Consider the following 25644-nt stretch of genomic DNA (forward strand, 5'->3'; position numbering starts at 1 on the left):
GGAATAGATGTAAGAGAATTGACATGGGCACCTGTCAGGCATGAGGGAATTACTGCAAGCGTGATAAATGTTGTACCCAATGATCACTGGATTCCTTATGAAGATAGGGGACAAGTTGTAGCACGCGTTAAGCTAACAGGTCCAGAGGCAAGAAATCAATGGTACAATCCTCATCCTAACCCAATTGCTAAGCCAAAGTTACCGCAGACGTTTGAGTTAGTGGGTAGAGACATTAAAACTAATAATGAGGTAGTAAAATATGGATTTGTGTTGAGGCAGTGGTTCGTCAGTCGGGGGCATACATGGAGAGATTATAGTGACTATTCAGCATGGTGTGGTAGTTTGGGTTACCGCATGCCGAGGGTAAGGGATTTAACCAATGCGAAGTGTGGTGTAAGAGGGGATATGGGTTTTTTCCCATGTATAAATGGCATAAATAGCGCCATGCCGTCGTCTGATTGGAATGGTTACAGGCGTCACATAGGCGCTGGATTTTTTACGGAGTGGGGTTCGGTGGGCATCTACGCTGATTCAGGTTTCTCCGAGAACAGCATGACGAGTGACGGCTCAGCTAGTAGCAAGCTCCATGTCAGCACGTACGATGGCGATGTTATACTCGGCGATGGACCCGCCTATGGTGTTTGCACCATACCTTAGCTTTTAGCGTTTGGTACTTAATCTTTAGATCTTGAGACGAAAGGGGGCTTATGGTGTAAATAACTGAGAGTTATGACTTATTCTAACCTAGTGAGGTTTAGGACGTTTTATTTGGCAAAAACAAAATGCCTTAAACCAAACATCTCTATAACTATTTTCATAATATTGATTTAAAAATATCATTAATACAAAATATAAATCAACACAATATGATTTATGTAGTATTGTAAAATAATTATCTACTGAATTATGATTCTTTAGCAGTGCCATTAAGGCTCAATACGTTATTTTGATGCGGATTTAGATATTTTTTTATGTTTTTATAATTTATTTTATAGATTTTGATTCTTGGTTATAAATTGAATCTTCATTTTAAGTTATACGACTCTGTGTTATGCTAGCGCTAATATTAGTCACAGGATATTCCTTTATGATAAAAGACCCCTTTTTTGACCGCGAAGCCGAGAAGTATGATTCCCCAATTGCCAGTCGAGAGCTTATTTTAGATTACCTTAAACAAGAAGCAAAGCCTGCTAGTTTAGAAAAAATTGCTCAAGCTGTTGATATTAAAAATGAAGAGCAAAAAGTGGCATTGCATCGTCGTTTGCGCGCAATGGAGCGTGATGGACAAGTAGTTTTTACACGCCGTAAATGTTATGCCTTGCCTGAAAAATTTGATATGGTTAAAGGCAGTGTGATTGCGCATCGTGATGGATTCGGTTTTTTACGCGTTGAAGGAAGTCCTGAAGACTATTTTTTATCACCGGAGCAAATGAAAAAAGTTTTACAAGGCGATGTAATCTTAGCTCAGCCAATGGGAACTAAATATCGCGGAAAAATGGAAGCTCGTGTTGTGCGAATTTTAGAGCCACGCAATAATCAAATTGTTGGGCGGTATTTTATTGAGCAAGGGGTTGGTTTTGTTGTCCCTGATGATAGCCGTTTAAACTTTGATATTTTAATTGCGGGTAAACCTAGCCGCACGGTTCGTATGGGAACGGTGGTGGTGGTTGAGTTACAACAACGCCCTGAACGCCGTCAAAAAGCTGTTGGCATTATAAAAGAAGTGCTCGGTGAAATAATGGGGACTAATTTGGCGATTGATATTGCTCTGCGGAATCACGAAATCCCTTATGAATTGCCAAAGGCTGTTGAAAAAGAGGTAAGCAAGTTCACCGAACAAGTGCCAGAAAGTGCTAAAAAAGGGCGAAGAGATTTGCGACAATTACCTTTGGTAACAATTGATGGTGAAGATGCCCGTGATTTTGATGATGCGGTTTATTGCCAAAAAAATCGTGGTGGTGGCTATCGGTTATGGGTGGCTATTGCAGATGTGAGTTATTATGTTAGACCAGGTAAGGCGTTAGATAAAGAAGCTTGTTTACGAGGTACATCGGTTTACTTTCCTTCACGAGTTGTACCAATGCTTCCAGAAGCATTATCTAATGGGCTTTGTTCGTTAAATCCGCAAGTTGATCGCTTATGTTTAGTTTGCGAAATGACGGTGTCTAATCGTGGACGGTTGACGGGGTTTGAGTTTTATGAAGCGGTAATGAACTCGCATGCTCGGTTAACGTATACTAAAGTGGCTAAGATTTTAGATGGTGATGAAGAACTTCGTGAACACTATCATGAATTAGTCCCTCATCTTGAAAATCTTTATGGACTTTATAATGTGCTTGATAAAGCACGGGTTACCCGTGGTGCAATAGGATTTGAATCAGAAGAGCCTAAATTTGTTTTTAATGCCGATAAACGTATTGAAAGTATTGAACTGGCACAGCGAAATGTGGCACATAAAATTATTGAAGAGTGTATGATTTTAGCCAATGTTTCAGCGGCAAAATTAGTGATTGGTGCCCAAGTGCCATCACTATTCCGTGTACATGACAGACCTGATGAAGATCGAATGAGTAACTTGCGCAGTGTATTAAGTGAACTTGGTTTATCACTTGGTGGTGGTGCAAGTCCTAAACCTAAAGATATTGCCGAATTAATGAAAGTGGTTGAAACACGCCCTGATCATGATATGTTGCAAACCGTGATTTTACGCTCTATGAAACAAGCTATTTATGCTCCAGAAAATCGAGGACATTTTGGTTTGGCACTTGAGGAGTATGCACATTTTACTTCGCCAATTCGCCGTTATCCTGATTTGCTTTTGCATCGTGCTATCAAATGGATTTTAGCTGATGAAAAACATAAAACCAGTAAAACAGGGGGGTATCGTTATGATACAAATGAAATGCTTTACTTTGGTGAACACTGTTCAATGACCGAACGACGAGCTGATGAGGCCGTACGTGATGTGGTGGATTGGCTTAAGTGTGATTACATGCAAGATCATGTAGGTGAAGTATTTAACGGCTCTATTTCAAGCGTGGTTAATTTTGGTTTCTTTGTGAGGTTGGACGATCTATTTATCGATGGTTTAGTGCATGTGTCATCGCTTGAAAATGATTACTATTTTTTTGATGCCTCGCACAATCGCCTAGTTGGTGAAAATACACGTTTTACTTATCGTTTAGGCGATAAAGTGCAAGTGAAAGTCGATAATGTTAATCCAGAAGAACGTAAAATTGATTTTTCATTGGTTGGCAGTAATAATAAGCCAAAACGTCAGGGTAAAACGGCAAAAGATAAGTCCAAACAAGTCAAAAACGATCAAATTGTCGATTTACCAATAAAACGAAAAGGCAAAAAATCAACCAGTAAAAAAAGTAGCGCGAAGCCAAATACTAAGCAAAATACTAAACCAAGTACTAAATCAAGTACCCCAAAAAAGGCAAAATCGAACGCTAAATCAAGCATGAAAGCAAGTGCTAAAGTTGAAGTGAAAGCCAAAAGTAAAAAACGTAGTAAATCTAAATCAACGAATAAAACTAAATAGTTAATAAAATAAAAGAGTAACAAATAAATGAGTGAAACAGTTTATGGCCTGCACGCCATTGAAGCATTATTAGCACGTTCGCCAGAAAGAATTATTGAAGTATTTATTATTAAAGGGCGTGAAGATAAACGCCTTCTTGCCGTTGTGCGTCAATTAGAGCAACTTGGTTTGCCAGTTAAAGTTGCTAATCGCCAATGGTTAGATGAAAAATCTAAAAATGGTGTACATCAAGGTATTTTAGCCATGGTTACGCCGAATCGAGGTTATCAAGAAAATGATATACCTTTGCTCATGGAACAACAGCCAAATCCAGTTATTTTAATTTTAGATGGTGTAACTGATCCGCATAATTTAGGTGCATGTATAAGAACTGCTGATGCTGCTGGTGTCGATTTTATTATTGTACCAAAGGATCGCTCCGCACCGCTCAATTCAACGGCACAAAAAGTTGCTTGTGGTGCAGCTGAAAGCGTGCCTGTGGTTAGGGTGACCAATTTGGCTCGTACAATGCGAATGCTGCAAGATGAGTACCAAGTTTGGATTGTGGGCACCGCTGGAGAAGCTGATAGAACGCTTTATCAAACAGACTTCTATAAAACATCAACACAGACCGCACTTGCATTGGTAATGGGTGCTGAAGGTGAAGGGATGCGTCGTTTAACCAAAGAACACTGTGATGAATTAGTCAGCATTCCAATGGCAGGAATTGTGTCATCACTAAATGTATCGGTAGCAACGGGTGTTTGTTTATTTGAAATTGTTCGGCAAAAATCAGCTATCAGAACCTAATTTAGATGGTTATAACCGTATTGGCTACCTAACTATTTAAGTTTCATACGAAATAATAGATTAGTTGAACTTCAATACGGTTAATTAAAACAATCATAAAAATATATTAGCAAGCATCTTTTTTATTAGCATGAATTTTTTATTTGTCTTTAAAAAATTAAGTAAACAAATGAGTATAATCTTGTCAAAAAGTTTCAGGTAACCCTACGTTTCAGTAAAAAAATATTGGTTTTTAGATCGTTAAATGCTTTTTAACAAGTTGCAATCTTATTTTTATTGATACTCGTGCGTACTGCCTAATATTTTATCTATGGAAAACATTTATTAATTTCCCATGTATTTTTTCAATCCCAAAAATCGTGTAATGACAGCACAATAAAATGGCTGGGTATATGATAAAATTAAGCGTGATCCATGCTGATATCAGCAAATCAATACCAATCGAATTGATTAAATAACGCTGATATAAATAAGGATATCGAATTAACCGAGGGATAATCATAAAAATAAGGCTAATTAAAATGCCAATAAGTAAACCACAAAAGACTAAACCTGACGTTTTTTTTATTTTGTTTAAAATGAAGATTGAAATAAGAATAAAACAGAAATAACATAGTCCATAATATATTAAATAATAATATTCAGGTGTATGGTATTGTCTTTTGATAAAGCGATAACACCATTGATAACTTAGCAATCCTCCGACACAATTAAACAATAATATAACAATTAGATTAATGATTTTCATCGGATAATCCTTTTAACTTCAATAAGTTATATGATTTCACTGTAATTTATGCTAATAATATGTGACTTTGCTAAATTAATGAAGTGTTTTTATAAATTTTATAACGTGATCAATTTATATTTGTGTATTTAGCTACAGCCAATAATTAAAAATGCCGACTAAAATTGTCGGCATTTTATTTTAAGTACTAACTTTTTATTAGGTCAATATCAATGCCTAATCCTTTGGCAATTCCAGTTCCATAGTCAGGGTGCACTTTATAGAAGTGTTTGAGCTGTCTGATTTGAATGTCTCGATTCACGTTTTTCATAGAGCCAACGATATTATCAATAAGCAGTTGTTTTTGCTCAGGCTGCATTAAATTAAATAATGCGCGTGGTTGTGAGTAATAGTCGTCATCAACACGATGATCGTGCCTGTCCATTGTGCCAGCTGGTACATGCATTAGCGGTTCGGCATATTGTGGTTGTTGTTTTGGTGCGCTATCGACGCTATTAGGCTCATAGTTAGGCGCATTATCTGGACTATAAAAGCGCATTGCGCCATCGCGTTGATAATTATGAACAGGGCATTTTGGAGCATTGATCGGCAATTGTTGATAATTAGTACCAATACGATAGCGGTGCGCATCGGCATAAGCAAAAATTCGACCTTGAAGCATTTTATCTGGTGATAAACCCGTTCCTGGTACTACATTACTTGGTTCAAATGCTGCTTGTTCAACTTCAGCAAAATAGTTTTCTGGATTACGATTCAGTTCCATTACGCCGACTTCGATTAATGGGAACTGTTTTTGTGACCAAACTTTAGTAACATCAAATGGGTTTTCAGGATGGTTGTTAGCTTGTTCTTCTGTCATTACTTGTATGTAAAGTCGCCATTTTGGATAATCTCCTCGCTCAATGGCTTTGAACAAATCTTCTTGTGCTGAATCTGGATTAGTTCCATCCATTTCTGCTGCTTTTTTAGGATGAATGTTTTTTATTCCTTGCTCAGTTCTGAAATGCCATTTAACCCAAGTGCGAACGCCATCTTTATTAATTAAGCTATAAGTATGGCTACCATAGCCGTGCATATGACGATAACCATCAGGAATACCACGATCAGAAAATAAAATAGTGACTTGGTGAAGTGATTCTGGTGATAAAGACCAAAAATCCCACATCATTTGTGGATCTTTTAAGTTGGTTTTGGGATCACGTTTTTGGGTGTGAATAAAGTCAGGAAACTTTAATGCATCACGTATAAAAAATACAGGTGTATTATTGCCTACTATATCCCAGTTGCCTTCGTCAGTGTAAAATTTTACCGAAAATCCACGAGGGTCGCGGGCGGTGTCTGATGAGCCACGCTCTCCACCAACTGTTGAAAACCTTGCAAAAAGAGGGGTTTGTTTACCTATCTTAGCAAATATACTGGCGTGAGTATACTGAGTGATATCATTTGTTACCGTAAATGTACCGTGTGCGCCAGAGCCTTTAGCGTGTACACGTCTTTCAGGAATATTTTCACGGTTAAAATGGGCTAGTTTTTCAATGAGTTGATAATCATCAAGCAATACTGGGCCACGAGGGCCAGCAGTTCGAGAGTTTTGATTATCGGCTATTGGGGCACCGTTATTGGTGGTTAGTTCTTTTTTTTCTGACATTGCAACACTCCTTTATATGATATTAAAAAAGCCTTGAGGGATAAATACTCAATCGTTTTTTGAATATTGTGTCCCAGAGACTTTGTTTGGGACTTGTAGAGCGTGATAAAAAAGATCATTTTTAAATTGATCTTACCTACTTTAAAAAAATATATTTTACTTTTCAAGTAGAATATTTTTTATTTGAAGATATTACAAATATTTGTTTGTAAAACATTAAGTTGTTTGAATAAAACCTTTAATAATTACTTCATACCTGTTCAACTAACATAATCTATTATAAACGTCGAACTGTTTACATTATATGCTTAAAATAATCCTCTAGAAAACTATAAGGTATTTTATCCAAAATCGCTGAAACTTCTGTTTTCTATTTTTTGAATCGCTAAATATTTGCCGGTTGATGCCATATCATCATTCAAGTGCATATTAATCTTTCGGCTTTCTTATTCGTTGCTTGGCTAGCAGGTTGAGTGAATTTTTCATTTATATGAGGGTTATCACCTATTTTATTGGTTATTGGTTCTAAATAGATCAACTCTTGTTAAAAATATTCAGGAATCTATACCGTTTCAGTATAAAAACATAGTGCGTTTAACAGAAATGATTTTTGGTTACATCTAAACATTAATACAAGGGGGCGCAAACTACTGATTAGCTACTATTTTGTTACGATGGTAAGGCCCCTATGTGTATATAGGAGTGCTCTATTTGATAGCAAATTTATTCTTTCCGATTGACAAATATAAATTTTATGATGAAATGTTATTAAGAATGATTATCATTATTATGATAAAGTGAAAATTTAATGATGAATGCATCGTTATTATATTTGTGGATGGATTTTTTACATGAAAAAAGTAGTAATATCGGCTTTACCTTTGTTGTTAGTTAGTTATAATCCTGCAGTTTTCGCCAAGCAAAATCAAATCAGTCAAACTATCGTCGAAAATAGTGATGATGAAGTCAATAATCAAGATGATGTTATTGTTGTGACATCACCTATTCCTAAAATATCGAAGCCACAATCGGTTGATTCTGCTCAAATAACGCAAATGAATACAGGTGATGGTAACATCACCGATCTATTAAAGACGTCACCAGCAGTACAAATGTCTAATAGTAGTTATAATGGTATGACTCAAGGAGAGATTAAACCCGCCGATATCTCAATTCATGGCAATACTAGTTATCAGAACAATTATCAGTTAGACGGCGTTAGTTTTAATAATGATGTCGATCCGGTTGATCCTGGATTAGGGGTAACCAATACCCGTGTCGATAGTGATGAACAAGGTCTTTACATTGATAGTCGTCTAATCAATGAAATTAAATTATATGACAATAATATTCCTGTTGAATATGGCGGGTTTACAGGCGGTGTTGTGGATGTGATTAGTCGTCATTGGAATCATGAGACTAATGGTAGTATTTTTTATCGTAGAACTCACTCTTCATGGAATAAGACACATGTTGATCCAGCAATTAATTTTGATAGTTCAGCAAATGATGCAAGTCATCCGAGTCGATTTCAACCTAAATATAGTAAACAAAATTTTGGTGGTTGGTTTGAAACGGGGATTACCGACAATCTTGGTTTGATGTTTGCTGCATCTAGAAGAGAATCGGATATTTCTTCAGTCACTTATCAAGGACCTTCATTATTATTAGAAGGAGATGATTTGATTGAAATTCGAAAAAACGGTGGCATGAAAAACCAAACACGTGTTTCAGATAATTTTTCATCTAAATTTACTTGGTATGCTTCTGATCAAACAATCGTCAATATTTCGGCCAATTATTCTAAGTATGATAATTATTCCTTTGCTGCAACTGTAGCTAATTCTGGCTATGATACTAAGCACAATGGGTTAAGCATGGCGTTGCAACTAATGCATGAGTTTGATTTTGCCAAATTAGATGTGACGACTAGTTATCAAATGCTAGAAGATAAAAGAACCAATGATCAAAATTATTTTGTTACGTTAGTTGATTATTCTGACTGGCGAAATCCCGTGCAATATCATTCGGGAGGCGTCGGTAATTTAACCACTAAACAAAATAATTGGGGATTTAAATCAAAGCTTGAGTTTATGCCTATTAATTGGTTGAATGTAACGCATGAGCCCTCTATGGGGTTTGAATTGACAAAAACCAAAGCTCGCTATATTCGCAATGAAGATTTTTATCGTTATACCTATACTGGTACATGGGATTCTCTTCCTTGGCTCTCTTTTGCTGATCATGCTTCAGTTTTCCAAGCAGGTCGTTATCAAGCAAGCTATGATAATTACACACTATTTGCTGATGATACAATGCAATATGGTCGCTTAACTGTTCGTCCAGGGATACGAATTGATTATGATAGTTTTATTAAAGATGCCAATCTGGCCCCAAGATTAGTGACTAGTTTTGATGCTTTTGGTAACGGTAATACGGTCTTAACTACGGGGTTTAACCGTTATTATGGCCGTACTATGATGGCTTATGCTTTATATGGTGCACAAAATGCAGGATTAAAGAACTGTTATTATTTTTGTACTCCTGGACAAGTTGATGAAGATTGGATAAGTTCAAGCGATTTTGAGGGGTTAGATTCACTTTCTACGCCTTACAATGACGAAATTAGCTTAGGCATTGAGCAAATCGTAGATAATAGTTTATGGCAATTACAATATGTGCATCGTAAAAGCTATGATGAAGTTCGCAGTCGCCCTAAATATAATAATGGTAGATCAAATGTTCGAACCTTTGATAATTCTGGGCGTAGTAAGCATGATACTGTTTCACTAACGGTAAAAAATAGGCTACCTATTGAGTTTTATCATGCTGAACATACAGCATCAGCATCTATTTCATGGCAGCAAAGCAAAAGTAATTCACCTAAAGAATTAGGATATGCGCATTATGATCCAGCAAATAACGTTCGCCATGATAAAGTTTGGTATAACGGCAAAATAATTAATGCATCAGATTTACCCGCAACAGATTTTAATATCCCTGTTAAAGTCAATGTTGAGCTCACAAGTAAGATCCCTGAATATGATTTAACTCTTTATAATTTACTACAATGGCAAAGTTCACGGCATCAAGCTGTTCGCTATAGTAACCAATATTACATAGATCCTAATACGGGTAATAAAATGGCAAAATACGAAAAAGAACGCTTTGCCAGTACTTTTCGGTGGGATACTAAACTCGGTTGGACACCAAGTTTTGCTAAAGGAGCTAATTTTTCGGTAGAAGTTAATAATATTTTAAATAAAAAAAATGTTATCGATCGTTATGTTTATGGTGCTGATAAGGTTGGTAATGATAGAGTTGTCAATGCTTATGCTCCAGGTCGTCAGTTTTGGATTCAAGTTGGTTATGACTTCTAATTTACATAAAACGTTATACTTTTGTCAAAATAATATAAATTTTAGTGCCGCATAAATATGCAAAAAATTAAACAATTTTTATATTTAGTAAAGCCATTTTGGTGTTCATCAGCATCAAAGGTGGCTTGGTTATTATTACTTTCTGTTGTCGTATTAAGCTTATCTACTGTATGGTTTAATGTTAAATTAAATCAATGGAATGGTGATTTTTATAATGCTTTACAGACTTTAAATGGGCAAATTCTTTATCGTTTATTAGGCGATTTTATTGTTCTTATTGTTATTATGATTTTGGTTGTTGTGTACGCTGATTATTTACAAAAGAAATTGTTAATAATTTGGCGTCACCATATGACAGAAAAGGTAACTAAGCAATGGTTATCTAAACATTCTCACCATTATCACCTTAAATGTAGGCAAGATAAACTAGATAATCCCGATCAACGTATTGCGGAAGATGTTTATTTACTAATCAAACAATCATTGGATTTATTGCTTTCATTTTTGCGTTCATGTATGACGTTAATCTCTTTCACTGCCATTCTTTGGACGCTATCTGGTACTATTTCCTTTACTTTGCTATCGATAGATATTTATATTCCAGGTTATATGGTTTTTGTCTGTCTTATTTATACATTATTAGGAGTTATTTGTACGCATGCTATAGGCAAACCATTACATAAGATTAATGTGGAAAAACAAAGAAGTGAAGCTGATTATCGTGCAGCCTTGATTTATTGTCATCAATCTAGCGAAGCAATTGCTGGTCAACATGGTGAAAAACAAGAAACAGCTAGATTACAAAACAAATTTACTGCTATTATTCATAATTGGCAAAATTTGATGAGTAATGAAAGAAATCTTTCATTTTTTAGTGTAGGTTATCAACAAGTTTCTTCTTTAGCGCCCATTTTTTTTGCCTTACCGGCATTTATTGCTGGCTTAATTAATTTAGGTGGTTTAATGCAGATTAGGCAAGCCTTTATGCAAGTTTCATCGGCATTAAGTTGGTTTATTTATGCATACCGAGATATTGCTATTTGGCAAGCAACGGTAACTCGGCTTTATCATTTTATTCGACTTTTAGATGAGCTACCTGAAAACACTGTTATCCCATCTACCAATAAGGATAAGTTACTCGATGCACAAGTAGTATTACGAAGTGCGGATAATCAGCAGGTATTATTATCAACTAATATTGAGTTAGCTAAGGGAGATACTCTATTACTTCAAGGGCTTTCTGGTATAGGCAAATCGACACTATTAAAAGCCATTAGTGGTTTTGGGGCAAACTATCAAGGTGTTATTCAACGCACAGATAATTATCTGTGGATCCCACAAAAAATTTGGCTTAGCTATGATAGATTAGATAATTTATTGACTTATCCAGCGTGTCGGCAAAGTTTTGCTCGAGATGCACTAATTGAAACGTTGTCATTGGTGGGTTTAGATAAATTAAATAGTGAATTAGAAACGGAAGATGATTGGAGCAACCGTCTATCGGGTGGGGAACAGCAACGCTTAATGTTTGCTCGATTATTACTTAATAAACCCGATCTGATATTATTAGATGAAGTAACTTCCGCATTGGATTTACCAAGCGTTTATCAACTTATTTCGTTATTACAAGAAAAACTGTCTGAAAGTGCTGTGATCTTTGTTTCTCATCAGCCGATACAAAATTATGTTAAATACATGATCAATTTAGATACTACTGTTACTCCGTCAAATCAACAATCAACTAAACTGCGCAGTAATGCTGTTAATATGTTTGTATCTAAGGTTTAAATACTATGTTAAAAAATTATTTATATTGTACTTTATTTATTTTATTGCTAAATTTTCCTCATTTATGTTGGGCAATAACGCCAATTGACACTGATCCTGCAATAGAAACTTACCAATTAGAGAATGGTTTAACCGTTTATCTACAACCACGCCCAAAAGCAGGATTAGAATTAAGGTTAATTGTGCACAGTGGTTCCTTGCAAGAAAATGAAAAGCAACTAGGTTTAGCACATTTTGTTGAACATATGGCATTTAAAGGAACAAAAAATTTCCCAGATAAATCGAGTTTTAAGTCGCTAGAAGAGCATGGTATTCATTTAGGTAGCCATATAAATGCGGCGACCAGCTTTAATTCTACTGTATACCGTTTGTCGTTACCAACTAGTACAGATCAACAGGTAGAAAAGGGATTAATGGTATTATCTGATTGGGCTTATCATATTTCTTTTGAATCGAAAGATTATGAAAGTGAACGCGATGTTATTATCGAAGAATGGCGTTTACGACAAGGTGTGGCTTATCGTATTAATACTATCTTAGATGAATTACGTTATCATGGTAGCTTATATGCTGATCGAGCACCGATTGGTTCGTTAGATATTATAAAAAATGCGCCTGTAGAAGAGGCGAAAACCTTTTATTCCAATTGGTATCAACCTCAAAGAATGAGCCTAGTTGTTGTAGGAAACTTTGATACTAAAGTCGCAAAACAATGGATTGCTAAGTTTTTTGGCCAACGTCCTCGAGGTAATGCACCTGTTGATGTTCCTCAATTAAGGGCTTTTGCATCGCAGAGTGAGCCATTAGTTAAGATTATTCTTGATCGTGAACAAGGGCAAAGGATAATACAATTAGCATTACAACGTAATTTGCCAACAACCTTAAATACACCACAAGGCATAAAAGAAGACGTTTTTGATCTAGTCTGGTTAACACTACTTAATCAACGGTTATCGTTATTGGTAGAAAATCAGATATTGCCTAATTCTCAAGTTAATCAACAAGGGATCTTATTTGATGATAAACGTATGCAATATCTTATTTTTGCACAGCCAAAAGATCAACAGTATTTAGATGCAATAAAGCATCTTTTTACTGAATTACAGCGGATGTCAACCAATCGTGTATCTGAAATTGAATTGCAGCAGATAAAAACGCAAATCTTGACAAAATTAAAACAACAATCAGAAAATGAAAGTAATTATCAAAATGATTATTTAGCTAATCAATTAGTTAACAACATCACCAATAGTTTGCCCATACAAAATAAACAGCAACAATTAACACAAACAGAAAAGATTTTAAAAAAGGTTAATACAGAACAATTGCAAACAATGGTGGCTGAAAGGTTAAATAGTGCTGATTTACGGATTGCTATTATTGGACCTGATAGTGATGAAGAAGCTATTAATATATCTCAAATCAAACAATTATGGCAATCTATTAGGCAAACTCAGCTTGGTGACTTTTCTTTTAAAAAGGTGGACGTTAAGCTTGATATAGTACCGTTAGAGCAAGGAAAGATTAAAACAACCCGTAACATCAGCGAAATAAAAGCATATGAGTGGCAATTAAGCAATGGACTTCGTGTTATTGCTCGTCCTGATAATACTTTATCAAGTGATGTTGAAATATTATTACAAATTCCAGGAGGATTATCCCTAGATACCTATCAACAATTAGGTATTATGCGTTGGTCTCAAAGATTGGCTGAAGCAAGTGGATATGGATCTTATAGTGCAGCAAAATTAAACCAATTTGAACGGCAACATCAAGTTAGCGTTTACCCTTATGCAGAATTACTTTATCATGGTTTACGTGGAAAAGCCCCCAATGATCAATTAGCATCATTATTTAAATTATTCTATTTGAAATTAACAGCGGCTAATTTTGACCCAGAAAGATTAGCTAAGACCAAACAAAAATTGGGCTTGGCTTACGAAAAACAACCTGTTGAAAGACAATTTTTAGATTTAATCAATAAAAATGCTTTTAACCATGGCGAGCGTTTACTCGTTTCGCCAAAAGGACCTTGGATCAATTTTACTGTTGATCAACTTAAACAATACTATTCACAAACGTTTAACTTACCGCTATCAGCTAATATTATTATTTCTGGACGTTTTAATATTGATGACATTAAGCCATTAGTGGAACGTTGGTTTGCAGGTTTACCTGTTGTTGATAGGAAAACGACATGGATAGATAATGGTATCACACCAATTCATCATTCAATGCAAAAAGCCTATCCAATGGCTAGCAGTGATAAGTCGATGGTCAGCATACTTTATTCTGAGCAAAAATCATGGCAGTTGAGTGATCAACTGAAACTTGAATTACTTGATTATATTGTTAATTTAAGGCTACGTCATTATGTAAGGGAACAAGCGTCTGGTGTTTATACGATTATTTTTTCTCAACAATTGATTAAATATCCGACTTCTTATTATTTGGCTAGGTTAAATTTCACCACGGCACCAGATAAGGTTAACGCTTTAACTTTACTGGCTGATAAAGTGATTCAATCAGTAGCACATGATGGTATTACCTTAGATGAACTAGAGCAGGCGAAAAAATCATGGTTACTCGATCATCAAGAAAAGGTGACAAGTTCTACTTATTGGTTAACAGCTATGGCACAAATAGCCGCTGATGGAGATCGTTTTGATGAGTTAAAGACACAACCAAATATCATTGAAGCTATCACATTGGAGGATACCAATCATTTAGCGAAGCAATTATTAGGTAAAAATCCAAAAATTTTCACTTTATTACCAAAAGAAAACAACAGCTTGAATCAATAAAATTATTAATTTTGTTATGGAGTTAAAGTAATAGGCCAGCATATGGGGTATTACTTTTAATCCTATATTTTAGATATTTTTATACGGGTAATCTCTATGTCCTACTCTCATAATTATGATCGGCTTATTGTTTAATCAAACTTTTAGTGACAAAAAGATGCCTTATATAAATAAAAATATGGTTTCCAGTTTAAACCATGAGCCATTAAATTTGCTTAAACAACGGTATTTTATTTATTTTAGGTGTCTAATTATGGCAAGTCTTCTTATTTTGAATCTTCGTTTTCCTAATAAACTAATTTTTATATCTAGGCTGAATTTCTAGATATGAAGGTAAAACTGTTACAATTTATTCTTTATAATAAGAATGATTGTAATTTATAGTTTCAATAAAAAATAAAACAACTTAAACATAGATAATTTCAGGTAATTGAACATCCCAAGGTTTGTTATCAATATGTTGGACTTTTTGGCAAGCAAAAGCAAGTCCAATTGGTAAAATTTGTTGAGTTTGATAATTTGCTAGTAATCGGTCATAAAATCCTCCACCCATGCCCATACGATAACCTCGTTGATCAAAAGCAACTAGTGGTGTAAAGACAATGTCGAGTTGATGGTAAGGAAGTACATTTAATACATTTAACTTTGGTTCTAATATACCAAAGTTATTTTTTACGAGTTGAGTTTGACTGGTATATTTTAAAAAGAGTAAGTTTTTGGTTGCAAAAGGGTGGATAACAGGTAAATAGACGGATTTATTTTGTTGCCATAAATAGTTAATTATAGGTTGGGTTTCGACTTCGCCATCAAATGATAAAAATATGGCGATATTTCTTGCTTTATTAATCGCTTGGTGACAGGCAATTTTTTGATATATAGCGTGTTGTGCAATCTCACGTTCATCGGGAGATAATTGTCGCCGTTTTTGACGAATGATTTGCCTTATATTCATCAGTTTTCACTGTTGTTTAAAAGTAAAAGAGCGCTCCAAGATGTCGTTAGGGTCGTAACCCTTGAACCCAAGGTTCAAGGTGAACATTGTGTTTTAATTTTTAGGTTTCCTTACAAGTAAGGCATACACACCAATTAAAAGTCACTCCGTTCTTAAGTTTAGAATATCGGCTCAGGGGACTAACCCATATGGCGATCATCTCAGAGTCGTATGCTATAATACAAAATTTGACGGATCATACAATACTATTTGTATTAAATTTACAATTCAAGTAGTTAATTATTAGGATTTAGGGCAGAATCGAGTAATTGTTGTAACATTTTTAACCGATCACCAAATTCACTGCTTTTTTCTTTTTCTTTTGAGAGTTCGTAAGAAATGTTTAGAGCGGCAGTCATAATAAGTTGATCACTGCCAACATGTGGAGACTTTTCTCGTAAATTTGTTAAGCGCGCATCTAAATCTTTTGCGGCATTGTTAAGTGCGTCGACTTCATCAACAGGACAATTAAATTTTAATGTTCGTCCAAAAATTTGAATAGTGACAGCTTGAGTTTCCATATTTAACCTATTGATTCATAAAACGATTAATTTTATCGATAATGTGTTTTTTATCTAGTCCTATTTCTTGCCTTATTTCGCTTTGAGAGCCTTGAGAAATAAACTTGTCAGGGAGTCCAATATTTAAAATATCACATTTTATTTTTTTCGATAATAAATATTCACAGACGGCGCTACCTGCTCCGCCTTTGATACTGTTTTCTTCGATGGTGACAAGTATATTATGAGTTTGGCTAATGTGCAAAAGGACTTTTTCATCTAATGGTTTAACAAAACGCATATCGATAACTGTAGCATTGATTTGTTCTGCAGCTTGTAAAACTTCGGTAAGTAAAGCGCCAAAATTTAGTAAAGCAATATTTTCACCTTGTCGGCACAATTTAGATTGTCCCAAAGGAATTGCTGTTAATGGGATTAATGGTGTTCCAGTGCCTTCACCACGGGGGTAACGTACTGCTGCAGGACCATTATGTAAATAGCCTGTGTAGAGCATTTGTCGACATTCGTTTTCGTCACTCGGTGTCATAATGACCATATTGGGTATGCAGCGTAGATAACTTAAGTCAAATGCACCTTGGTGGGTTTCGCCGTCGGCGCCGACAATTCCTGCACGATCGATAGCAAACAATACAGGTAAGTTTTGAATAGCAATATCATGAATTACTTGATCATAAGCGCGTTGCAAAAAAGTTGAGTAAATAGCTACAACAGGTTTTAATTCACTAATTGCAAACCCAGCAGCAAGGGTTACCGCATGTTGTTCGGCTATTGCAACATCAAAAAATTGGTCAGGATAACTATTTGCAAATTTTGTCATACCTGAACCTTCTCCCATTGCTGGGGTTATTGCCATTAAACGTTTATCATTTTGCGCCATTTCGCATAACCAATCGCCGAATACTTGCGAATATGTTGGCGCAACTTTTTGAGTAGTAGGTAATATACCATCATTTGGATTAAATTTTGGTACGCCATGCCATAAAGTCGGATCTTTTTCAGCTGGTGCGTAGCCTTTGCCTTTTTGTGTTATTACATGAAGCAGTTGTGGACCCTTTAATTGGCGAACTTTTTGTAAAGTTGTGACCAATCCATTAATATCATGTCCATCAATAGGACCTATATAATTAAATCCAAGTTCTTCAAATAAGATAGCTGGTGTGACTAATCCTTTTAAGTGTTCTTCAGTTTTTTTAACAAGTTCTTTTAATGGTGGAATATTAGCTAATATTCGTTTGCTATTTTCCCTAAAAGATGTATAGGCTTTACTTGATAATATTTGAGTTAGATGTTGGTTAAGTGCTCCAGTATTTGCAGAAATTGACATATCATTATCGTTGACAATCACTAGCATATCTGGCTTAACATGACCAGCGTGATTCATTGCTTCAAATGCCATACCAGCAGTTAATGCTCCATCACCAATAATGGCAGCTACTTTTTTACCTGATTGTTTTTTTTGTTCGCTAATTGCAATACCAAGTGCTGCACTAATTGAAGTTGAAGAATGACCTGTGGTTAGCACATCATATTCACTCTCATTACGATGAGGAAATGGATGAAGTCCCCCTTTTTGACGAATAGTGAGCATTTGGTCTCGTCGACCAGTCAAAATTTTGTGAGGGTAAGCCTGATGACCAACATCCCAAATAATTTTATCAAAAGGTGTGTGATAAACATAATGCAAGGCTGTTGTTAATTCAACAACACCTAGTCCCGATGCTAAATGACCACTTGATTGACTTACGCATGCGAGTAAATATTGTCTAAGCTCGTGACAAATAGACGATAACTGTGACTGAGGAAAACGTCTTAGATCCTCAGGCGAGTTTATTTGTTTTAACAAAGGGTAATTATCTAAATTCATTATGTAATGCTGTATTTTAGCTAGTTATTAACTATTGCGATTAATAATATAACCAGCAAGTTCCTGTAATGGCTGATTATTATAAGGTATTTGTTTTAGACTATCGATAGCTTGCTGATAGAGTTGCTGGGTTAGTTTTACTGCGCTATCTAGCCCAATTAATGCAGGGTATGTACTTTTTTCATGAGTAAGGTCTGAACCTTGTGGTTTACCCATAATAGATTGCTCGCCAATTATATCTAAAATATCGTCTTGAATTTGAAATGCTAGCCCAATTGCTTCAGCATAGCGATCGAGTATTAGCTGATAAGGTTTAGCTATTTCACCGCATGCAAAAGCACCCAAACGGATTGCCGTTTTGATCAATGCTCCTGTTTTATAACAATGTATTTTTTGCAAATGTTCAAGACTAATTGATTGATGTGTGGCCTGTAAATCAAGTGATTGACCAAGGCACATGCCATTAACGCCACTGGCATGGGCAAGTTCAGTTATCATATTAATTTTAGTTTCAGCATCGATTAATTTACTTTTTGCTAGTATTGAAAAGGCTAAACTTTGTAAGGCGTCACCAGCAAGTATTGCTTGAGCTTCACCAAATTGGATATGGCAGGTTGGTTTTCCTCGGCGTAAGTCATCATTATCCATTGCAGGTAAGTCATCATGAATTAATGAATAAGTATGAATTGCTTCAATCGCAGCAGCGGCTTCATCTAACTTAGAAAGGGGGCAATTAAACATTTGTCCAGTTAAATAGACTAAAATAGGTCGAATTCGTTTTCCACCAGCTAGCAAACTATAACTCATTGCTTGTTGAAGTTGAGATGATTCAATTTGTGAAATATAGGTGGTTAAAAACGAATCAATTCGTTCTTGTAATGGCTTTAAACTATTCATTATCATCATTTGAGAATTCTGACAGTTCGGCGTCACTATTTTCAGATAATAAAATCTGAATGCGTTGCTCAGCTTGCTGTAACTGTTTTTGTCCTGCTTTTGCTAATTTGATCCCTTTTTCAAACTCATTTAGTGCTTCGTCTAATGGTAGATCGCCGTTTTCTAATTGAGCTACAATGGTTTCGAGCTGTTTAAGTGTCTCTTCGAAACTTACTTCTTTGTCTTGCTTTTTTGCCATATTCAATTCCTCTTTGCGTGCGATGAGTATACACTTATTTCCCATAATCGTGAATCTAGGTTTTGTTTATTTACTCTCATTTTCGTTATTCAATTCATCCATTGATAATAAGGTAATATCTGGATTAATCGGTTTTTTAACTTCGATACCCATTTCACGAAATCGTTCAATTTGTCCAATTACATTGCCACGACCTTTACATAATTTGTTCATGGAATTTTGATAGGTTTGTTGAGCTTTGTCTAAACAACTTCCCAGATTTTCCATATCTTCAACAAAGCCACGCATTTTGTCATATAATTTGCTTGCTCTATCGGCAATAAGTTCAGCATTACGATTTTGATATTCAAATCGCCATAAATTATGGATAGTTCGTAATGCAACTAATAAAGTAGTGGGGCTTACTATCATAATATTACTTTTCAGCGCATCGTTAATTAATGTTGGGTCATTATCTATTGCACTTAAAAATGCTGGCTCGACAGGAATAAACATCAAAATATAATCTAATGAATTAATGCCAATAAGTTTATGATAATCTTTTTGACTAAGTTGTTTTAAATGGTTACGCACAGCCGTTAAATGTTCGGCCATTGCTTTTGCTTTAACGTTTTCGTCATCACTATTAAAATGGCGTTCGTAGGCAACCAAGGTCACTTTTGAATCAATAACTACATCACCCCCTTGCGGTAAGTGAACAATGACATCGGGTTGTAATCGTTGATTGTTTTCGTTGGTTAGATTAACTTGTGTTTCGTACTCATAACCTGAACGTAATCCTGAATTATCTAAAATTTGACTTAAGATAAATTCTCCCCAGTTTCCTTGGGTTTTGTTATTGCCTTTTAATGCATTGGTTAGATTGGTTGCTTCTTTACTCATTTGTTCATTAAGTAGTTGCAAGTTACGGATTTCATGCGTCAGTGTGTGGCGCTCTTTAGCCTCTTGCCCAAAACTATCTTGAACTTGCTTTTTGAAGCCTTCTAACTGTTCTTTAAGTGGTGAAAGTAAAAAATCAAGGCTCTGTTTATTTTGTTGTTCAATCTTTTTACCACTCTGTTCAAAAATACGATTGGCTAGGTTTTCAAACTGAGTCGTAAGCCGTTGTTCGCTTTGTTCTAGTATAGTTTGTCGTTCATGTGTTGCACTTAACGTTTCTTCTAAACGCGTTTTGAGTTCACTAATTTTAACATTCTGCGCTAGATTTTGTTGTCGATACTGCTCTAATTCATACTCAAGTTGTTTTACTTGAATTACTAAAGTTTGGTTTTCTTCCTTTTTTTGAATTAGTTGTAGATCGAATAGTTGCTGTAAATTATTAATTGTTGATTGAGATTTTATAGCAAATACAAATAACATTAAGGCAACAATCCCAATAATAATGGCAATCCATTCGGTTAATCCTAAAGCATTGAACATAATTAAGCCCTTTCAAAAGTAAATGACATCACATCATTCAAGCTATTGCAATTTAAGGCAAGCATAATTAAACGGTCTAATCCGACAGCGACTCCAGCACAGTCTGGTAGCCCAGCTTCCATAGCGGCCAGTAATTCAATGTCAATATTCTGAGCTGGTAGGTTTTGATTAGTACGATCTAAATTATTTTGTTCAAAACGCATTCGTTGTTCTTGTGCATTAGTCAACTCTTTAAAGCCATTAGCAAGTTCAACACCTTTGTAATAGAATTCAAATCGGCTAGCTACACGATGATCTTCTGGGCTAATAACGGCTAATGCAGCTTGTGATGCTGGAAAGTTAAATACAGCAATAGGCTTGTCTTGACCAATATGTGGTTCAACACCGAAAGTGAATAAGCATTGTAACAATCCATCTTTATCATAATTATCTGTGTTAAGTCCGATATCAAGCTGATTTGCTGCATTGACTAAGGTTGCGTGATCGGCTTCCAAAGGATCAATATTAAGATGCCTTTGAAACGCTTTTTGATAAGAAATACGTTCAGCAGGTTCACAATCTAAAATGGTTTGTAATAGATCATCGACTTCATTAATCATTTGCATCATATCAAATTGGATGCGATACCATTCTAACATGGTAAACTCAGGGTTATGATAACGGCTGAATTCTTCATGATTACGAAAACATTTACACATTTGATAAATTGGACCACTACCAGCAGCTAGTAAACGTTTCATATGGTATTCAGGGCTGGTAATTAATGACATTTTTTGCCCTTGTTGTTGGTCAAGTTCTCCAGGTTTTAAATATGTCGTGTGGAAAGAGCTTAAATATACGTCTGTTACAGCATATTGGCTTAATGTCGGCGTTTCGACTTCTAATATACAGCGATCAGCAAAAAATTGCCGTACTTGAGAAGTAATTTTTGCGCGCTTAAGTAAATTATTAATAGATGCAGAAGGTTGCCAAGTCATAAAAAATATCCATGGAATTTGATTATTACTAAAAAAAGAAAATAGGGCAAAAGCCCTATTTTTTATTATTGGCGTTCATTTTGCCATAAAGTGAATAGATTGTCGTATTTTTCTTGCTGTTGCCAAATATGACGATGTAATGTTGAAAGAATAATAGGATCTTCTAAAATCGCTAACTGCTTTTCTTTACTTATTTTTTCTAAATCTATTTGTTGATACTGAGCAATAAGCTCATTGCGTTTTTGTTGGTTTTTATCATTAATTCGATGCCGTGAAGTTGATAATGCACAAGCAAGCGCATTGTAGATAGGATCGACTAACGCCATCACAAAACCGTGTTCAACAACCGCAGCTTCGGTTTTAACTAAATATTCACCGGTAAGAGTAACTGCTCTTGCAGGGCGTGTTTCTTCAGGGGTTAAAAATAGTCCTGCTTTTTTTGCCTTCATGCCGATACTTGAAAGCCCAGACACTCTAATTACTAAAGGTGAAATGGTTAAAGGTATTAATATGGCTATATACCAATAAGTAAATTGTGGATTTAACCAGATAATTACTCCTAACCAGATAATACCTAATAATGACAGTGGCCAACAAAAATAAAATGACTCCCCCCATGTTAGAGCGTCGTCACTTCGGGATGGTGACTTCCATTGAATTTTACTGCCCATCCATGCTTTAAGTACAAATTTACTATGAAAGATCATGCGTATTGGCGCTAAAATCATTGACCAAATCATTTCAATCAGTATTGATAAAGTTAATTTAAATATACCGCCAACATCTTTTGCCCCAGTTCTGGCTATAATAATACCGTAGCTGAAGAATTTAGGTGCAAACAGTAAAACCATTGTGGTTGATAATAGTTGAATGGCTAATTGTTCATCCCACCTTGGCCAAGTCGGATAAAATTGGTTAGGTTGGAAGAAATATTGAGGCTCAGAAATATTAAACACCAATAATAATAGTGTCGAAAATATTAAAAATACTAGCCACAATAATGAAGAAATATAAGCCATGCCACTAGTTGCAAACATTAAACGATGGGTCAATTTAATACCGCTTTTGAAGATTAGCCTTAAATTAATTAAGTTACCCATACACCAGCGATTATCACGTTTTAAATCTTCAATCATATTACCAGGAAGCTCTTCATAACTTCCATTCATATTATAAGCGATCCAGACGCCATAACCAGCACGACGCATAAGCGTCGCCTCAACTAAATCATGCGATAAGATATGAATTGGACCCTTACGTTTTTGCAATGGAGATAATATGCAATGCTCAATAAAAGGTTTTAAGCGAATCATTGCATTATGTCCCCAATATTGCGCTTCGCTTAATTGCCAAAAGTGTGTACCAGAACAAAATATATCACTATAAATCTGGTTGGCAAATTGTTGAATACGTCCATAAAGCGTGGTCATTCTTACTGATTTTGGTGGTGATTGTAAAATACCGGCTTTTGGGGTCATTTCCATCATGGCGATCATTTTTAAAATGCAATCACCAGTCATGATACTATCGGCATCAAGGATCATCATGTATTCATATTGATGTCCCCAACGACGGCAAAAGTCATCAATATTACCACTTTTACGTTTTACTCGGCGTTTGCGATGGCGATAAAAAACGTTGCAACCATTGTTTTGTTTTGCTGCATTAAATTCAGCCCAAGCTTTAAGTTCGTTCACATATAGATCGGGATCGTTAGTATCACTTAATATATAAAAATCACAACAAGCTGCGTGGCCTGTTTCAGCTAAAGATTGATAAGTTGCTTGTAACCCAGCAAATACTCGAGCAACATCTTCATTACAAATTGGCATAACAAGAGCGGTTCGATGCTTTGCGTCGATATGTGATGCTGGGTCCTTGGGAATAGGAATAGTGTAACGGTCTTTACCCATGACGGCTAAAATTAGGCCCATAATGCTGGTCCAAAATCCAATGGAGATCCAACAAAACAAAATAGCAAACAGGATAATAATCGCCCCTTGTATGATATAAGGTATTATGCTGTAGATGGCTAATTCAGGATTGATATCCCAATTAGTCATAAAATTGATTTTTTGCCAACTTTGGTATGGTAATAAAGAAGATAGATAAGTGGTTCCATAATATGTTTGTACTACAATCAGCGCAAACATAATAAAGCGTCGAATTATAGCTAAAATATTAAAGTTATGTTTTGACTTGGCAATATAGCGCTGGTTCCAGATTTGAGGTTGAATTGGAACGCGTTCAACTTCAGGATAACTTGGTTGTTGTTTTCGGTCATCAATAAAAGAACTAGTATCGCCAATCTGATTTAAGCGATATTTTAAGAACTCAACATCATCAGGTGATGTTGTATTATTTTCATATTTTTGACGCCAAGCTTCAGCATCAGGTAGATTTGTAAAGTAATCTTTTTTCATATTTTTATCTTATAATAATAATGACTATTACATTACTATTGTGCTGGGTATTGCCCGCTCCAAGTTTCAGAAATCACTTCATTGGTTGCTTGTGAAGCGAGTTGTACACGAATATCCGTTGCCTTTTTACTATCTTGGACGTTGAATCTAACAATTACACGCCATCCTTTTATTATTGGATTGTACTGTGAATCACAGCTTACAATAGAGCCGTTAGTAATACTTGAAATTACTTTGACTGGGTCATTTTCTGATAATGAAGGACCAGCGAAGTCAATCACGTACGCATTAGAGCCATCAAGTTTACGAATTAAATTAGCTTGTTTTATATCGCCGAGTGATAATCGGGTACTAATAGCTTTTGCGATATTATTAGGATAACGCTGTAATTCATGTAATGAATAATGTAATCGATATTTTATATCAAGCACGTCGCCAGCTTTATATTGTTTTTCTGGCACCCAAAAAGTGACAATATTATCGTTAGTTTCGTCTGCTGTTGGGATTTCAACTAATTCGACTCGTCCTTTTTGCCAATCGCCTAAAATTTCAGTCCAAACGCTTGGTCGTTTTTCATAGTGATCATCGAGATCTTGATAATCATCAAAACCTTTATCACGCTGAATTAAGCCAAAAGCTTTTGGGTTTTCTAAACTATACGATGAAAACGATAGACGTTTAGGGTTATTTAATGGACGCCATATCCATTCGTTATTATTTGCTAATATTGATAGTCCATTAGAATCATGCATTGCAGGTCGATAATTTAACAATGGTGATGGTTGATTAGGCCCAAATAAAAACATACTGGTTAGTGGGGCAATGCCAAGTTTTTTTACAGAATCGCGGAAAAAGACCTTAGCTTGAACTGTAACAGTAGTATCAATACTTGGAATCAATGTAATTTTATAAGCACCAGTTACGCTTGGTGAGTCGAGTAATGCATAGATAACTAAATGTTTTTGATTTGGTTCTGGTCTTTCAATCCAGTACTCTTTAAAACGTGGAAATTCTTCACCAGACATTTCTCCAGTGTTAATGGCAAGCCCTCTTGCCGAAAGACCATAGCGTTGATCTTTACCTACCGCACGAAAATAACTGCCACCAAGAGCTGAAAATATTTCATCGTCGGTTTTTGTTGGATTATTAATTGGGTAATGGACTTTAAAACCAGCAAAACCCAAATTTTTAGTATCTAGTTTATCAAGATTAATCTGGCTTAAATCAAAATAGCTAGGATCATATTGTATTGGAGTTATTTGGTTATTAACAATTTCATTAATCTTTATTGGAACATCAAAGTACATTCCTTCGTGATAAAACTCAAGTTTAAAACGACTTTTTTGATCACCCCAGTAAGCTTTTTTATGATTAAATAGAATTTTTTGGTAATCAGCAAATTGTAAAGATGCTAATTCATTAGGAATATTTTTAGATGGTTGAACATAAGCCTTTTTAGATAGTTTTTCAGCTTTTTCAACTACATCATCAAGCGAAAAAGCCCATGCAGAAAAACTAATACAAGTAGCTGAAGCTAAGCAAAGCACCTTGCAAATTAAAGTTTTATTAAACTTATGAATTGGAAATAAATTGCACATAAAAGACTCGCG

At 35.4% G+C, this 25644-nt stretch carries 15 protein-coding genes, 1 other RNA gene and 1 pseudogene; 6 read left to right on the forward strand and 11 right to left on the reverse strand.

Going from position 1 to position 25644, the window contains the following annotated elements; all coding sequences use genetic code 11:
• The 3 genes and pseudogenes from J6569_RS08145 to rlmB all read left to right on the forward strand — a co-directional run.
• Nucleotides 1–657: pseudogene (locus tag J6569_RS08145) on the forward strand (hypothetical protein); the annotation flags it as partial.
• Nucleotides 658–1087: 430 nt separating this feature from the next.
• Nucleotides 1088–3547: a ribonuclease R gene (rnr, locus tag J6569_RS08150; RefSeq protein ID WP_296318217.1), complete on the forward strand. Its 2460-nt coding sequence runs from the start codon at nt 1088–1090 to the stop codon at nt 3545–3547.
• A 27-nt stretch (nt 3548–3574) separates the two neighbouring features.
• Entirely contained in the window at nt 3575–4336 is a 762-nt protein-coding gene (rlmB, locus tag J6569_RS08155; RefSeq protein WP_085164101.1) for a 23S rRNA (guanosine(2251)-2'-O)-methyltransferase RlmB, read from the forward strand.
• A 935-nt stretch (nt 4337–5271) separates the two neighbouring features.
• Here the strand turns inward: rlmB and J6569_RS08160 are convergent.
• Nucleotides 5272–6732: a catalase gene (locus tag J6569_RS08160; protein WP_296318218.1), complete on the reverse strand. Its 1461-nt coding sequence runs from the start codon at nt 6730–6732 to the stop codon at nt 5272–5274.
• A gap of 851 nt (nt 6733–7583) precedes the next feature.
• Between J6569_RS08160 and J6569_RS08165 the strand changes: the two genes are divergently transcribed.
• From J6569_RS08165 to J6569_RS08175, 3 genes are read left to right on the forward strand one after another with little or no spacing between them, the layout of a single operon-like run.
• Nucleotides 7584–10112, forward strand: coding sequence for a TonB-dependent receptor plug domain-containing protein (locus J6569_RS08165; protein ID WP_296318219.1), 2529 nt, complete (start codon nt 7584–7586; stop codon nt 10110–10112).
• A gap of 57 nt (nt 10113–10169) precedes the next feature.
• Nucleotides 10170–11900, forward strand: coding sequence for an ABC transporter ATP-binding protein/permease (locus J6569_RS08170; protein ID WP_065574695.1), 1731 nt, complete (start codon nt 10170–10172; stop codon nt 11898–11900).
• A 5-nt stretch (nt 11901–11905) separates the two neighbouring features.
• Nucleotides 11906–14704 (forward strand): pitrilysin family protein, encoded by a 2799-nt coding sequence (locus J6569_RS08175; protein ID WP_296318220.1) that lies wholly within the window; start codon nt 11906–11908, stop codon nt 14702–14704.
• 406 nt (nt 14705–15110) lie between these two features.
• Here the strand turns inward: J6569_RS08175 and J6569_RS08180 are convergent, their stop codons facing one another.
• From J6569_RS08180 to J6569_RS08225, 10 genes are all read right to left on the reverse strand, one after another.
• Nucleotides 15111–15656, reverse strand: coding sequence for a 5-formyltetrahydrofolate cyclo-ligase (locus tag J6569_RS08180; protein WP_296318221.1), 546 nt, complete (start codon nt 15654–15656; stop codon nt 15111–15113).
• A gap of 29 nt (nt 15657–15685) precedes the next feature.
• Nucleotides 15686–15866: non-coding RNA, 6S RNA (gene ssrS / locus J6569_RS08185), on the reverse strand.
• A 65-nt stretch (nt 15867–15931) separates the two neighbouring features.
• Nucleotides 15932–16216 carry a cell division protein ZapA gene (gene zapA, locus J6569_RS08190; RefSeq protein ID WP_065589209.1) on the reverse strand — a complete coding sequence of 95 codons (285 nt, stop codon included), beginning with the start codon at nt 16214–16216 and terminating at the stop codon, nt 15932–15934.
• A 7-nt stretch (nt 16217–16223) separates the two neighbouring features.
• On the reverse strand, nt 16224–18080 hold the full coding sequence (gene dxs / locus J6569_RS08195; protein WP_296318222.1) for a 1-deoxy-D-xylulose-5-phosphate synthase: 1857 nt from the start codon (nt 18078–18080) through the stop codon (nt 16224–16226).
• 27 nt (nt 18081–18107) lie between these two features.
• On the reverse strand, nt 18108–18980 hold the full coding sequence (gene ispA, locus J6569_RS08200; protein WP_366940455.1) for a (2E,6E)-farnesyl diphosphate synthase: 873 nt from the start codon (nt 18978–18980) through the stop codon (nt 18108–18110).
• Complete coding sequence (gene xseB / locus J6569_RS08205; protein WP_034910657.1) at nt 18970–19215, reverse strand: exodeoxyribonuclease VII small subunit; 246 nt, start codon at nt 19213–19215, stop codon at nt 18970–18972. Before xseB ends, ispA begins: the two co-directional genes overlap by 11 nt.
• Nucleotides 19216–19281: 66 nt before the next feature.
• Complete coding sequence (gene rmuC, locus J6569_RS08210) at nt 19282–20574, reverse strand: DNA recombination protein RmuC (protein ID WP_366941252.1); 1293 nt, start codon at nt 20572–20574, stop codon at nt 19282–19284.
• A 62-nt stretch (nt 20575–20636) separates the two neighbouring features.
• Nucleotides 20637–21611, reverse strand: coding sequence for an elongation factor P--(R)-beta-lysine ligase (gene epmA, locus J6569_RS08215; protein WP_296318224.1), 975 nt, complete (start codon nt 21609–21611; stop codon nt 20637–20639).
• 65 nt (nt 21612–21676) lie between these two features.
• On the reverse strand, nt 21677–24034 hold the full coding sequence (gene mdoH, locus J6569_RS08220) for a glucans biosynthesis glucosyltransferase MdoH (RefSeq protein ID WP_296318225.1): 2358 nt from the start codon (nt 24032–24034) through the stop codon (nt 21677–21679).
• Between the two features lie 35 nt (nt 24035–24069).
• Nucleotides 24070–25632, reverse strand: coding sequence for a glucan biosynthesis protein G (locus J6569_RS08225; RefSeq protein WP_174798016.1), 1563 nt, complete (start codon nt 25630–25632; stop codon nt 24070–24072).
• Between the last annotated feature and the right edge of the window lie 12 nt (nt 25633–25644).

The sequence above is a fragment of the Gilliamella sp. genome (assembly GCF_024104075.1).
Taxonomy (GTDB): Bacteria; Pseudomonadota; Gammaproteobacteria; order Enterobacterales; family Orbaceae; genus Gilliamella; species Gilliamella bombi.